Genomic DNA, 13,740 nt, shown 5'->3' with positions numbered 1-13,740 from the left:
CTCCGATCCGCGTCTCTAGACGCGGGTCGAAAGACGCGAGGATGCCCGGAAGGAGCGAAATTCTGAGAGCGCCTTGATGGATCGGCCATTGTCGATGGCAGCGAGATCAAGAATTACGGCGTTGGCGATCGTCATGGGAACAACGAGCGACTGCGACTCACCAGGCTCGCCTCGCGAAACAAGGATCTGATGATCGGGCGCCGGGTCAATGCGCGTGCCACCCACGTCAGTAACAGCCAGGGTCTTTACGCCGCGACTTGCTGCAATGTCTCGGACCTCCTGGAGCAATGGCGGCGCCTTGCGGAAGGAAAGGAGCCAGACAACATCACCAGGCGCAAGCGTCGACAGCGCTTCGGGAAGCTGGTGCATCTGGCTGGCAATATCCACCGCCTCGTAGCCAGAGCGGTTGAGGCGCAGGGCAATCAGCGCAGACAGTGCAGAAAAATGGCCGCGTCCGAAGATGAATATCTTCCTGCTGTCGCGCAAGCTTTCTGAAAAAGCCCTGATGTCGGCGTCGGAAACGCTGTTCTTTGCCTGCTGGAGCGCAGCGATTTCGCTGTCAAGCACGGAGGCCAGAAGACCGTTGTCTTCCGCTTTGACAAGTCGTGCAGCCATACGCGCGGCAGGACTTTCAAAATCATTGCCACCTTCCGTCAGACTGGACTGCAAAAAGGTCCGAAATTCGGGATAGCCCTTGAAGCCCAACCGCCTTGCGAGCCTGACAGCAGATGCCGGGTGCACCCCGGCGCGAAACGAGACGTCCTTACCGTTTTCCATAGCCGCGCGGATTGGATCCTGGATCAGGACATCCAGAAGACGTGTATCCGCATCTGTCAGCCGCGCCGAATTGCGGCTGATCAGATCGCTTAACGCGAGCGGCGCATCTTGCCTGTCCATATCGTCCTCAATCTCAGTGCGCGGCGATCGCTCGCCCATCATGGACAATGTCCACACGGTTTCCGCTCTCGTTATCGAAAAACAGTGTGCGGTCAAGATCGCACGATATCCAGAAGCTATCGGTGCTGGCTGGAAGATCACGTCGATGCACTGCTACAGTCACGCGGCCGGCCGGCGTCTCGCAGTGCAACAGCATCTCCGACCCCGTCATTTCAGACATTGCCAGCAGTGCAGGCAAAGCCGTACCACCCGGATTGTCACTGTGAACGGTCAGCACATCGGGACGAAGGCCCGCCGTCAAACCTTTGGGTCCCTGCCAACCCGGGAGCGCATTCGTATCGAGGAAATTGATCGGCGGCATGCCGAGAAAACTTGCAACGAACCGATTGCAGGGCTTGTCGTAGATGACCTCCGGGCGATCGAACTGCTGGAGATATCCGTCCTTCATGACGGCGACGCGGTCCGCCAGCGACATCGCTTCTGTCTGGTCATGGGTAACATAAATCATCGTTGCACCGAGTTGCCGATGCAGTTCCTTGATTTCCGTGCGCATCGTAATTCGCAACGCATTGTCGAGATTGGAAAGCGGCTCGTCCATCAGGAAAATCGAGGCGTTGCGTGCCATGGCCCGGCCCATGGCGACGCGCTGGCGTTGACCACCGGACAAAGCCGCCGGTTTGCGGTCGAGGTAAGTCGTGAGTTGCAGCATTTTCGCTACGCTCTCTGCCTGCTCGTTGCGCTCGGCCTTTTTCATGCCACGCAACTCAAGCCCGAAGGCAATATTTTCCCGAACCGTCATATGGGGGTAGAGCGCGTAGTTCTGGAAAATCATGGCGATATCGCGATCCTGTGGAGCGAGATCATTGGCCAGGCGCCCATCGATTTCAATCCTGCCCTCTTCGCAGCGATCAAGTCCGGCAATCAGCCGCAACAGCGTGGACTTGCCACACCCGGACGGGCCAACAATCACCACAAATTCACCCGGCTCTATATCGAACGACACGCCATGCAACACCTGTGGTCCGTTCGGATAGGATTTACGGATGTTCTTCAGAGAAATTCCGCTCATGCGGCGATCCCCCCGCAACGGCTTTCGCGGATCGCAATCGCCAATGTTGGACGGTCCGTAGTGAAGACTTTGACGCCGAGGTCCAGGGCGCGGCCAATCTGCTGCCGCGTATGTGCCGCCCAGCAACCGAATTCAATGCCAGCGGAGGCAAACAGCGCTTTCAGTTCGGCATCGGCCGTATCGATGTGAACGCCAATCTCGGGAATATTGTGCGCTTTGGCCACCTCGATCACCGTTTCCGGGCCAAGCTGCCGAAGAACTGACGGGCTGACCAGCCATAGCCTCGGGCGACCTGTGGCGGCCGCAATCTCATCCATGGAACGAACGAGGAATGACGAAAAAACAGTGCGCTCCAACATGCCATGCTCCTGCAGAACCGACACGACGCGCGGCACGAATTCGCCATAGGGAGTGCCATCGGCGCCGGGCTTGATCTCACAGCGAAAAGAAACATGGCTATGGAGGTAAAGCGCACAAAGTTCTTCCAGCGTCATGGGATGACTGTTGGCGCCGTAGCGGATGGTTGCGGCCTTGATGTCGGCAAGTTCCATTTCCGCAATCACGCCACTCATATCTGTCGTGGCGTCAAGAGTGGCGTCATGGTGAACGACGATTGCGCCATCCTTTGTCGGGTGGACGTCGAACTCGACCTCCTCGAGAGCCATTTTCGAGGTGGCCGTAAAACCGTGTGGCGTACTGTCGCCAAACTCAAGCGTGCCACCACGATGGGATGCGATACGTGTCATGTTTAAATGTCCTTGATTCATTTGACAGCGCCCATGGTGATGCCGCGCACGAGATGTCGCTCCACCAGAAGAAAGCCGAGAAGAACAGGCAGAATGGTGATCGTCGATGCGGCCATCACAAGCGGCCAGTCAACCAACCCTTCGCCGGGATTGATACGATAGAGACGCGCCAAACCAACCTGCAGCGTGTAGAGATCCTGATTGCCGACGGCCACCAGCGGCCAGATGTAGCTGTTCCACTCGGTCATGAAGATATAAAGCGCCATGGACGCTATGGCGGGCCGCGACAATGGCACGATGATACGCCACAGCACTTTCAGCGGTTTTGCGCCATCCATATAGGCGGCTTCATCCAGTGCCTTCGGAATTCCGCGAATGTACTGGCGCAGAAAGAAGGCCGCGAAACCATTGGAAATGGCGGGCAGAATGAGACCAGCATAAGTATCTAGCAATCCAACCTTCGCCAACGACAGATAGTTCGGGATGAGACTGATGTGGCTCGGGATCATCAGCGTTGCGACTGTTGCGCCGAACAGGAGATTGCCACCCCGGAACGTGTAGCGTGCAAAGGCATATGCGGCCATCGTCGCAAAGGTGATGCCGAGCAGCGTGACGAGACCAGAGACGATGAGGCTGTTCAGCAGATAGCGCGCGAAATTGTACTGCCCGACCGCCCGGGCGTAATTATCCAGTGTAAAGCCGATATCACCGGCATAATAGGCATCCGCCGTCTGGAACGAAATCCAGATGGAGTAAAGGACCGGCGACAGGAACAGGATACCCGCAGCCAGCGCGAGACCGACTAGAAGCGGGTTTTCAGGCTTCATAATGTACCTTCCTGCCGATGATACGAGATTTGAGAATGGCAAGCGCGACGAGCAGGATGAACAACAGAACTGCCAGCGCTGAGCCGCGTCCGATATCGAAAAGGACGAAACCGATCTCGTAGAGCCGGTTGACCAACATATCCGTTGCACCTGCCGGACCACCGCGCGTCATCACATTGACGATGGTGAAAACCTGAAATGCTTCAATGACCGAAATGACGAGCAGAAAGTAGGTTGTTGGCATGACGAGTGGCAGTGTCACACGCCGGAAAACGTGCATGCGGCGACCGCCATCTACAGCAGCGGCATCGTACAGCTCCCGCGGGATAGCCTGCAATCCGGCAATATAGATCACGATGTCATAGCCGAGCTGTTTCCAGGTGTTGACGAAGATCAGCACCCAGAGCGCCAGATAGGGGTCTTGCAGCCATTGCACCTTGCCGAGACCAAGTGTGCCGAGAATAGCATTCACCATGCCGTAATCGGTGGAGAAGACCCAGGAAAACACCACAGCAATCGATACTGTCGATGTGACGGACGGCAGGAAGAGCGCGCCTCGCAGAAGACGCGAATGCACAGTTTCCCTGACAAGATAGCCGGCAATGAGCAGCGCCAGGCCAAGCCGCAGCGGCACGGACAAGACAGCAAAGACCGTCGTGACCCAGAGCGAATTCCAGACCTCACGTGAGGACAGCAATTGCTCATAGTTGCGCAGACCGACAAAAGGCATATCCGGCGACAGGAAGTTCCACTCGCGAACACTGAGATTGAGGCTCGTCAGGATCGGGATATAGGTGAAAACCGCGATGGAAATCATCAACGGTGCCACAAACAAGTAGGGAGTGAGTTTGCGAAGCATGACCATAATCGTACCGGCGGCACGGGGATCAACCCGCCCGCCGGTAGCCTTGCGTGAGATCAGTTACCGACGCGCTTTTCTTCTGCGCGCGTCTGCTCGGCGAAATCCTTCATCGTCTCCTCGACCTTACGCTGACCGAGCGCCATCGCCTGCCACATCTTGTATTCGGTGGTACGCATCCAGGTGACGACAGTCGTGCGCGCACGACCATGGGCATTTGGCAGGGACTCGATTGCCACATCGATACCGGGCTGGGTGGTCAGAGCTTCTTTGGCGATAGGCAAATCTGCGCTTTTCTTGTTGATTGGCAGATATCCGGTCGCCGCGAACCAGACTGCATTCGCTTCCGGAGACGCCGCATAGCTGACGAACTTGTAAGCGGCGTCCTGAACCTCTTTGAGAGAGGTCGCCATGATGCCGATGCCGGCGCCACCGATCGGAACCGAGCAGGTTTTGTTGCAAGGCATCGGACGCACGACAAGGTTGTCGCCAATCGCCTTCTTGGCTTCGCCGTAATTGCCGGTCGAGTTGAACATGATACCGACCTTTTTGGCCAGGAAGGCATCGCGACCATTGTCTTCTTCCGTCACGCCATCTGGCGAGGCGACCTTGTTCTCGTGAACCAGAGAGGCCATCCATTGATAGGCTTCGATGGTGTTTGGTTTGTCGAGCAGGATTTCACCTGTCTTAGGGTCAACCAGTTCGCTGTCGTTCGCCATGACCAGACCCCAGCGAGCAAATTGCCCGGGAGCCGCAATACCAGACACACCGTCCGCGCCAAGCTTGTCGCTAATCGTTTTCGCGGCTGAAAGGATTTCGTCAAAAGTCTTCAAAGGCGTATCGGCAGAAAGACCTGCCCGCTGGAAGATATCCTTATTGAAATAAAGGACCGGCGTGGATGAGTTGAACGGCACGATGTAGTTCTTGCCGTTGATGACACCAACTTCCTGCGCGTAGTCGTAGAGATCGGCCTTCAGCGGATCTGCGTCAAAATAGGGCGTCAGATCTGTGAGGATATTGTTGTTGGCGAACAGACCATAGCGGGTCACTTCGAGAATGACGGCATCCGGCGCGCGGCGGGCGGGAATGGCGGCCTGTAGCTTGGCAATGATGTCATTGTAGTTGCCGACGAACTCGGCTTGGACGTCGATGCCGGGATTGGCAGCCTCGAAATTGGCGATGATCTTGTCCAGCGCCTGACCGCTGGACTTGTTGAAGCTGTGCCAGAATTTCACCGTGGTGGCAGCGTCGGCCGCACCAACGCTGACAAGAAGGGCGAGTGCGGCAGCAACCGTGCTTTTAAATTTCCGTGACATCTGCATCTCCTCTGCAAACGAAATTGCAATGACGGAGAATTAGCAATTGCAAGCGACAGTTTGTTGAAGCGTCTGTGAAGCTTTGATGACGAGGAATTGTCACACACGCGGGCAAACCGGAACCAAACGATCAGAACTGAGTTGAGAAGCTGGCGTTTTGCGATCCGGTCACGCCACGGCAAGGATCGTCAATTGCAAGTCATCACGTAGCCAGAAATGCCGCGTGCCCAGACACAAATCGCCGTCTAATACTGTCAAGTAAATGGCTTTTCCTGCACGTTCCTCGATTGGCACTTGGTGACTCTCGCGGTTCACGTCATCGCGAATGCTACTTTTCCATTGAACCCAATCCGGAAATTTGTCGTTAAAAGAATTTATCAGTTGGAGGAAATCGCGATGGGACCACGTTCTTGCGTTCCAACATTTCTCTTGATCGCACTTGGTCTTGTTTCCAGCTTCACGACCGATGCCGGCGCGGCGCCCAAGGTTGTCAAGGTCGGGCCTGATCATTATCGGGGAACCTGGCTGGAGATTGGACGACCGCCGATGTTCCTGACAGATGGGTGCGTCGCCGGATATTCGACCTACCGTAAAGGTGCTAAAGCGGATGAGGTCATTGTGGAGGACGGCTGCTACGTTGATACGCCGACAGGCAGGTTAAAGACAGTCCGTGGAACCGGGAAGATTGAGGACTTTGGTACGACTAACGCAAAAATGCGTGTTCGCTATCCGCTTCTGATTACCTTCAACTACTGGGTCCTCTACAAGTCGCCGGACAAGGCTTGGTTCATCAGCGCCACCCCATCAATGTCGGATCTGTGGATTTACTCCAGGACGGTTCCCACCAAGGCACAGCTGAAACAGATGGTCCGCAAGGCGAGCGAACTCGGTTATGATGTCCAAAAGCTTGAGTTTCCACCTGCGCGTTAAAGCGCCTGCACGACAGTGCTGAGCTCAAGAGCGCAAGTCAGGAATCAATAGAATTGGCTGCCCGTCGGCGCGGTGTCTTTGCATAGTTTAAAGCGTGGAAAGCGACGCGGCGCGAGACTTTCCCCAAACTCAAGTTGCCAAAGCCACAGCATTCATCAGGCGCGACTGAATCGAGGAACCGCCGTCGCCTCACAAGCGAACCCTTGAGGAATTTGAAACGGTCGGACGATCAACTCGCCCCAGACAGCATGCCTCCTGATTGCAGTCAAACGAGGCGTAGAATTCCGAACCTAAATATCCGATTTCTCAACAAAATATATGTCGAAAAGCGATCGTTTTCGCATAATTTTTTATCACAGTTGCCTCGCGCAAATTCTTTAGGCAAGGCGGCTTGCGCAACGTCAATCTTCATGCTTGTATAGACAACCAGAAGCGCGACGGCATCGCATGTCGACACGACCGCACCTGGCCAAAAAGGATTATGCTTATGATAACCTTCGACCAAGTCAGTAAGCACTACCGCGGCGATACCATCGCAGTCGACAAACTGTCGCTCACGGCCCCAACCGGAAAACTGACTGTGTTCGTCGGTCCCTCGGGCTGTGGCAAGACGACGTCGCTGCGGATGATCAACAGACTGATAGCACCCACATCTGGGTCTATTCTCCTTGATGGTGAGCGCACGGACACAATGGATGTCGCCCTGCTGCGCCGCAGGATCGGCTACGTCATCCAGAACGCCGGTCTTTTTCCCCACAGAACGGTCGTTCAGAACATTGCCACAACGGCCCGCCTGAACGGGACGCCCAAGCAACAGGCTCTTCGCACCGCCCATGACCTGCTCGATCGCGTCGGGCTTTCCGCGGCATTTGCGGATCGCTATCCGTGGCAGCTTTCGGGCGGCCAGCAACAGCGTGTAGGCGTTGCCCGCGCACTTGCATCCGATCCGAAATTCATGCTGATGGATGAGCCGTTCAGCGCGGTCGATCCGGTCGTGCGTAACCAGTTGCAGGATGAGTTCCTGCGCCTGCAGCGCGAGATCGGCAAAACGATCATCATGGTAACGCACGATATCGATGAAGCGCTCAAGCTCGGCGATCAGGTCGCCGTTCTCCGAACCGGCGGCACGCTTGCACAGATTGCAACGCCACAGGAGCTGCTCGCACGGCCAGCCGACGACTTCGTCGCAGACTTCATTGGGCGCGACCGTGGCTACCGCATTCTCGGCTTTTCGGAGTTCGACAACGGCGTCGCCCTTGGAAAGGAACCGACGGCAGTCCTCGGCACCAGCCCGGAGGCCCTGCGCGAGATTGCCACGGATCGGTGGGTTCTTGTGGCCGATGCTGAAAACAGACCGATTGGCTGGGCAGATGTCCAAAGCATCAAAAATCCATTGCGCGAAGGCGATATCAACCTCAGCGGAACGCTTGCCGCTGAAGGCAGCAGTCTGCGGCATGTACTGGACGCTGCGCTCAGCTCGCCGTCCGGCCGTGGCGTGATTGTCAGCCCGGTGGGCGAACTGGTCGGCACGGTGACGTTGCCGAATGTCGTTGCCGCAATCGAGGCTTCACGTACCGGTCGCCTGGCGGTGCAACCATGAGGTTCGACTGGCTGTACCGCGAATCCGGACGGATCGCCGAACTCTTTGTCTGGCACCTGGGGCTTTCCGTCGTCCCTGTCCTGATCGGGCTTGTCCTCGCGCTGCCGCTGGGCTGGATCGCGCAACGTGCCGGCTTTTTCCGCTCCACCATGCTTGGCGCAGCCGGCCTCCTCTACACCATTCCGTCGCTGGCCCTGTTCGTGCTTCTGCCGCTTGTCCTTGGCACGCGAATCCTTGATCCGCTGAACGTCGTCGTCGCATTGACAATTTACGCACTGGCGCTTCTGGTTCGCACGGTCAGTGACGGTCTCGATTCCGTGTCTCCGGACGTCGTTCAGGCGGCGAATGCCATGGGTTATCGTCGCCTCACCCGGCTGCTCGTCGTCGAACTGCCCCTGGCCGTCCCGGTCATCGCAGCAGGACTGCGCGTCGCAGTGGTATCAAATGTCAGCATTGTTTCCGTGGCCGCTCTCGTCGGCACGCCGCAACTCGGCCTGCTTTTCACACAGGGGCTGCAGTTGCGCTTCCTGACACCGATCATCGCGGGCATTCTACTATGTATCATGCTGGCAGCACTGCTGGACGGGATCGTCCTGTTCATTGCACGTCGCCTGACACCCTGGCAGGCGGGAGGCGCTGAGCGATGATCGACTGGTTCTCAAACCCGGCACACTGGACTGGCACTGACGGTGTCTTTGCGCTCATCGTACAACACCTGGCCTATAGCGCCATTGCACTTTTCTTCGCATGTCTGATCGGCATGCCTGTCGGGCTCTACGTTGGCCACACAAGGCGGGGCATCGTCTTCATCGCTGGCCTTGCCAATGCGTTGCGGGCGCTTCCGAGCCTCGGTCTCATCGTTCTTCTGGTCATCCTTTTCGGTCCCGTTTTTGCGTCCGATATGGCCTTCATCGTCCCGAGCATTATCGTTCTCGTGCTCCTGGCCGTGCCGCCTATCATGAGCGGAACCTATGCCGGGATTGCGGCCGTCGATCCTGCGGCGGTGGATGCAGCGCGAGGCATGGGCAAACGTCCACTCGACATTCTCTTCGATGTCGAGCTGCCCTGTGCACTGCCGCTGATCTTTTCGGGACTGCGCAGTGCAACACTGCAGATCATATCAACCGCAACGATCGCCGCCTACGTGTCTCTGGGGGGGCTCGGCCGCCTGATCATCGATGGTCGTGCCCAAAACGATTATTACCAGATGGCCGCAGGTGCGGTCCTCGTCGGAGGTCTCGCTCTGGCGGTTGACCTCGCAATCGGCATCATATCGAGGCTTACGGTGTCACCTGGACTAACGCGCCGCCATTAAGGGCGGCGTGCATCAAACAAAATTCATTTTCACCCTGACGACTATATAATCCAGAGGAGTAGCTTGCATGGCATTCAGCATCATCAAAGCCGTCGGCGCATTTGCGCTCATGGCTCTTTCAGCTACCACGGCGCTTGGCCAGACCGATCCGCTCGGGGCTGCTCCGGCCGCCAGGACGGACAACACAACCATTATCGTCGGCTCCGCCGACTTCCCGGAAAGCCAGCTATTGGCGACGATTTACGCCAAGGCGCTTGCAGCAAAGGGCATCAAGGCTGAAACAAAACTGAGCATCGGCAGCCGCGAGGTCTACATACCGGCTCTGCTCGATGGTTCGATCGACCTGCTGCCCGAATATGCAGGCGCAACACTGAGTTACCTCGACAAGAATGCAACCGCCCATTCTCCGGCAGATGTGGCGGCAGCGCTCAAGGCCGTTCTGCCGAAGGGCGTTTCGATGTTGACACCCTCTGCGGCGCAGGATTCCGACAGCGTTGCGGTCACACGCGCAACGGCCGAGAAATACAAGCTGAAGACAATTGCCGATCTTTCTCCGGTCGCTTCGCAACTGGTTCTCGGTGGCCCACCAGAATGGAAGACCAGAAAAGAGGGTATCATTGGCCTCAAGGACCTTTACGGCCTGGAGTTCAGCTCATTCAAGTCGCTGGATGTCGGCGGACCACTGACGCTGTCGGCGCTCGTCAATGATCAGGTTCAGGTTGCAAACCTGTTCTCGACCGACCCCGCGATCGCCGCCAACGACCTCATCGTGCTGGAGGATACGAAGAACCTCTTTCCTGCCCAGAACATCGTTCCGGTTATCGCAACCCCAAAGGTTAGCGACGTCGTGACGGCGACGCTCGATGCCGTCTCCGCCGCGTTGACGACTGCAGACCTCATCGTCATGAACGGCCGTCTGGCCAATCATGACAGCTTCGATGTCGTGGCCGAGGAATGGTTGACCAAACACAAGTTGAACTGACCGTTATTTGCGGGTACGGCATCCGCGGTATCCGCAAATTCACCATCGTCAGATGCCGGGCCTTCGGCCTGACGCACTAACCCTCGTTGGAACCCGATGCAGACGGCACCAGACAAGGTCGAAATCAGCCAAGACGAGAAGGCTCCCGCCCCGCCACTCTACGTCAAGCTCAAGGACTATGTGCGCAGCCGCGTCGAAACCGGCGAGTGGCCAGTCGGTCAGCGCGTCCCCTCGGAGAACGAGCTGGTCGATATGCTGGGCGTCAGCCGCATGACGGCAAACCGCGCCTTGCGTGAGCTTGCCGATGAAGGCTTCGTCGTGCGTGTGCAGGGCAAAGGTTCGTTCGTCGCCAGCAAGAAGCGGACGTCACAGTTTCAGAGCGTCCCCAACATTGCCGACGAGATTACCCAGAATGGCGGAGTTCACACCGCCCAGGTTATCCTGCTTCGTACAGAGGACTGCAATCTGGAGCTGTCGGAAGCGCTCGCCGTGGACATCGGAAGCACGGTTGCTCATTCGATCATCGTCCACGCCGAAGACAGTGTGCCGATGCAGATTGAGGATCGTTTCGTCAACCATCAGATCGTACCCGATTACCTGAGCCAGGATTTCGGTACGACCACGCCAAACGGCTATCTTACCGCCGTTGCACCAATCGTCAGGGCTGAACAGCATATCGAGGCCGTGACCGCCCAGGCCTGGGAATGCAAGCTCCTTGCGATCTCAAAGACCGAGCCTTGCCTGCTGGTTCGACGCCGGACGTGGTCTCAGGACGGCGTCATCTCTTCGGTACGTTTGCTCTACCCTGGAAGCCGCTATCGTCTTTACAGCACCTGATGTCCGCCCGGTCTGGTTACCGCCTGCGTCCCTTTAAACGGAAAATATGATGTCAACTTGCGCCGTATCGCTCTCGTCTGCCAGGAAGATCCCATGACCGTGTTTCTGGATGAAGGCCTCGACTGGCGGGGCGTGGCACAGGTCAGCCAGGGAGATAATCTCAGCCTGTCTGATGCTGCCTATCAAAGGATCGAGACGGCTCATCGTATCGTCGACAGCATCGTCAAAAGCGGCATTCGAGCTTATGGCATCAACACTGGCGTCGGCGCACTGTCGGATACCGTGGTCGATCGAACCGCGCAGGGCCGGCTTTCGCGCAGCATCGTTCTTAGCCACGCCTGCGGCATCGGCCCGCTCCTTGATCGCCGCGAAGTCCGCGCGATCATCGCAGCTCAAATCGCCAACTTCGCGCATGGCCACTCCGGTGTACGAAAGGACATCGTCACCCATCTGGCGACGTTTCTGGCGCGCGACTGTATTCCAGATATCCCGTCGCGTGGATCGGCCGGATACCTGACGCACAATGCGCATGTCGCTCTGGTGCTGATCGGGGAAAGCTCTGCGCGGATTGGTGGCAAGCAAGTCTCTGGAAGAGATGCTCTGAAAGAGATTGGCCTCCAGCCGCTGGTTCTTGGCGCCAAGGAAGGCTTGAGCCTTGTGAATGGAACGTCATGTGCAACGGGCCTTTCGAGCGTTGCCCTGGCGCGTGCCGAGCATCTGCTTGAATGGGCGGACGCAATATCCGCGTTGACGCTGGAGGCGGTTGGCGGCCAGATGGCAGCTTTCGACGAGGCGGTTTTGGCCTTGCACAAATCGCCGGGCATCGCGACCGTCGGGGCTACTCTGAGGAGACGTCTTTTCGGCAGTGGCCTGATCGCAGCCGCACGGGGCAAGCGGACACAGGACGCGTTGAGCCTGCGCGCCATTCCGCATGCGCATGGTGCGGCACGCGACGTTTTCGAGAACTGCTCTGCCATCGTTGACCGCGAACTGGCTTCGACGACAGACAATCCCGCAATTTCCGGCACAACTGAGGAGCCTCTCGTATGGTCCGAGGCTCACGCTGTCGCCCCAGCGCTTGGTCAGGCGGCAGACGGACTTGCGATTGCGATTGCGCAGATCGCGGCGATGAGTGAACGGCGGATCGACAGGCTCGTCAATCCGCTGGTTAATGGGTTGCCGCCCTTTCTCGCCCGCGATGCTGGAAGCCATTCCGGATTCATGATCGCACAATACACAGCCGCCGCTCTCGCCAACGACAACCGCCGGCTTGCGGCACCCGCTTCTACAGATGGCGGGCTCACGTCAGGTCTGCAGGAAGATTTCCTCGCGCATCCAACGGCAGCCGCCAACAAGTTGCTCGCGGTTCTCGACAACGCCGAGTACATCCTTGCGATCGAATGGATGGCAGCCGTACAGGCTCATGATTTTCTCGGGGGCAGCGCCCAACGAGCAGCGGGAACAAACGCGCTCCATAGCCTGCTGCGCACGCACGTCGCGCCTTACGCGGATGATCGTCCGCTTTCGGCCGATATGGAAACGGTCCGCGCGCTCCTGGCCCGGAGTGCGCTCCCCAATTAATGCCCAGCACGCAGCCGCTTACCGGTCCCTTACATGAGAAACGGAATATCGATCGCCTTTGAGCGAATGAAGGGCAGTCCCTTGCGTCGCGCCGTCCAGCCGATGACATGCAGTTCTGCCGCGGCAGGCTCGTGCTTTTGCGCCAGCATCCAGGATTTACAGTCGATGGCGGCCACGTCGGCGCCACCGCGTGCAACGGCGATTACGGAGGCTCGATGAGCTCCGGTTTCGACGAGTTCAGCAAACATCGCAAGGCTGCCGCCCGCTGCCTCCAGATCGCGCTTGAGGCTGAGATACCCCGACATGGAGCGGTGTTCGTTGAAGGCCAGTCTTTTCGTGGAGAAAAATTCAAGCGGCAATCTTGCCTCGCCTGCCTCTGACGGTCCAACATCCTCTCCGACCTCACCGGCACGGGCGATTATCGCACTGGAATAAAATTCCCCTGCACCGCCGGCTATGCCGTCGTAGTCACTCTGGCCGATGACCTGCACGTGATCTTTCAAGCCAAGCTCCATCGGCCCCCAACAAGTGCCGGAAATCAGCAGGTCCGGGTGACGCCACAGCACCGCCAGGTCAAAGGCGTCGGGATCCAGGGTTGCAGGATCTGGCGCGATAACAGATCCATCCTCAGCACGAATGCCACCGGGAACAGGTGGCATATCACCGTTGCGCCGAACGAGATTTTCCGGTGCGTCGATGCCGTGATCGAGAAATCTCTTGCGTATGCTGGCCCACAAGGCATCGGTATCGGGGCGCAATTCCGTCCAGTCATACATCGGCA

Annotated in this window: 14 protein-coding genes; 7 read left to right on the top strand and 7 right to left on the bottom strand. The window is 57.8% G+C overall.

The features are described from left to right. Positions 1–15: 15 nt before the first annotated feature. The 6 genes from FY156_24700 to FY156_24675 are packed head-to-tail and all read right to left on the bottom strand — an operon-like array spanning position 16 to position 5,714. On the bottom strand, positions 16–897 hold the full coding sequence (locus FY156_24700; GenBank protein ID UXS04656.1) for a MurR/RpiR family transcriptional regulator: 882 nt from the start codon (positions 895–897) through the stop codon (positions 16–18). A gap of 13 nt (positions 898–910) precedes the next feature. Then, complete coding sequence (locus tag FY156_24695) at positions 911–1,966, bottom strand: ABC transporter ATP-binding protein (protein ID UXS04655.1); 1,056 nt, start codon at positions 1,964–1,966, stop codon at positions 911–913. Then, positions 1,963–2,712, bottom strand: coding sequence for a glycerophosphodiester phosphodiesterase (locus FY156_24690; GenBank protein ID UXS04654.1), 750 nt, complete (start codon positions 2,710–2,712; stop codon positions 1,963–1,965). Before FY156_24690 ends, FY156_24695 begins: the two co-directional genes overlap by 4 nt. A 17-nt stretch (positions 2,713–2,729) precedes the next feature. Continuing rightward, positions 2,730–3,539, bottom strand: a complete 810-nt coding sequence (locus FY156_24685; protein ID UXS04653.1) for a carbohydrate ABC transporter permease — start codon at positions 3,537–3,539, stop codon at positions 2,730–2,732. Further along, complete coding sequence (locus tag FY156_24680; protein UXS04652.1) at positions 3,529–4,398, bottom strand: sugar ABC transporter permease; 870 nt, start codon at positions 4,396–4,398, stop codon at positions 3,529–3,531. The genes FY156_24685 and FY156_24680 overlap by 11 nt, the downstream gene beginning before the upstream one ends. A gap of 59 nt (positions 4,399–4,457) precedes the next feature. Then, positions 4,458–5,714, bottom strand: a complete 1,257-nt coding sequence (locus FY156_24675; protein ID UXS04651.1) for an ABC transporter substrate-binding protein — start codon at positions 5,712–5,714, stop codon at positions 4,458–4,460. A 396-nt stretch (positions 5,715–6,110) separates the two neighbouring features. On the opposite strand from FY156_24675, the gene FY156_24670 reads away from it, so the two are divergent. From FY156_24670 to FY156_24640, 7 genes are all read left to right on the top strand, one after another. Continuing rightward, complete coding sequence (locus tag FY156_24670; GenBank protein ID UXS04650.1) at positions 6,111–6,644, top strand: hypothetical protein; 534 nt, start codon at positions 6,111–6,113, stop codon at positions 6,642–6,644. A 487-nt stretch (positions 6,645–7,131) separates the two neighbouring features. Continuing rightward, a complete protein-coding gene (locus tag FY156_24665) occupies positions 7,132–8,244 on the top strand; it encodes an ABC transporter ATP-binding protein (protein ID UXS04649.1) in 1,113 nt (370 codons plus the stop codon). Next, positions 8,241–8,891, top strand: a complete 651-nt coding sequence (locus FY156_24660) for an ABC transporter permease subunit (protein UXS04648.1) — start codon at positions 8,241–8,243, stop codon at positions 8,889–8,891. Before FY156_24665 ends, FY156_24660 begins: the two co-directional genes overlap by 4 nt. Further along, a complete protein-coding gene (locus tag FY156_24655; GenBank protein UXS04647.1) occupies positions 8,888–9,559 on the top strand; it encodes an ABC transporter permease in 672 nt (223 codons plus the stop codon). The genes FY156_24660 and FY156_24655 overlap by 4 nt, the downstream gene beginning before the upstream one ends. Positions 9,560–9,626: 67 nt before the next feature. Continuing rightward, entirely contained in the window at positions 9,627–10,541 is a 915-nt protein-coding gene (locus tag FY156_24650; GenBank protein ID UXS04646.1) for an ABC transporter substrate-binding protein, read from the top strand. A 96-nt stretch (positions 10,542–10,637) separates the two neighbouring features. Then, on the top strand, positions 10,638–11,378 hold the full coding sequence (gene hutC / locus FY156_24645) for a histidine utilization repressor (GenBank protein UXS04645.1): 741 nt from the start codon (positions 10,638–10,640) through the stop codon (positions 11,376–11,378). Positions 11,379–11,471: 93 nt separating this feature from the next. Then, complete coding sequence (locus FY156_24640; GenBank protein UXS04644.1) at positions 11,472–12,959, top strand: histidine ammonia-lyase; 1,488 nt, start codon at positions 11,472–11,474, stop codon at positions 12,957–12,959. A gap of 29 nt (positions 12,960–12,988) precedes the next feature. Here FY156_24640 and FY156_24635 read toward each other — a convergent pair whose 3' ends face one another. Beyond that, positions 12,989–13,735, bottom strand: a complete 747-nt coding sequence (locus FY156_24635) for a PhnD/SsuA/transferrin family substrate-binding protein (protein ID UXS05236.1) — start codon at positions 13,733–13,735, stop codon at positions 12,989–12,991. Positions 13,736–13,740 lie beyond the last annotated feature (5 nt).

Source organism: Agrobacterium tumefaciens (genome assembly GCA_025559845.1).
Taxonomy (GTDB): domain Bacteria; phylum Pseudomonadota; class Alphaproteobacteria; order Rhizobiales; family Rhizobiaceae; genus Agrobacterium.
This window is presented reverse-complemented; position numbering and strand designations above follow the sequence as displayed.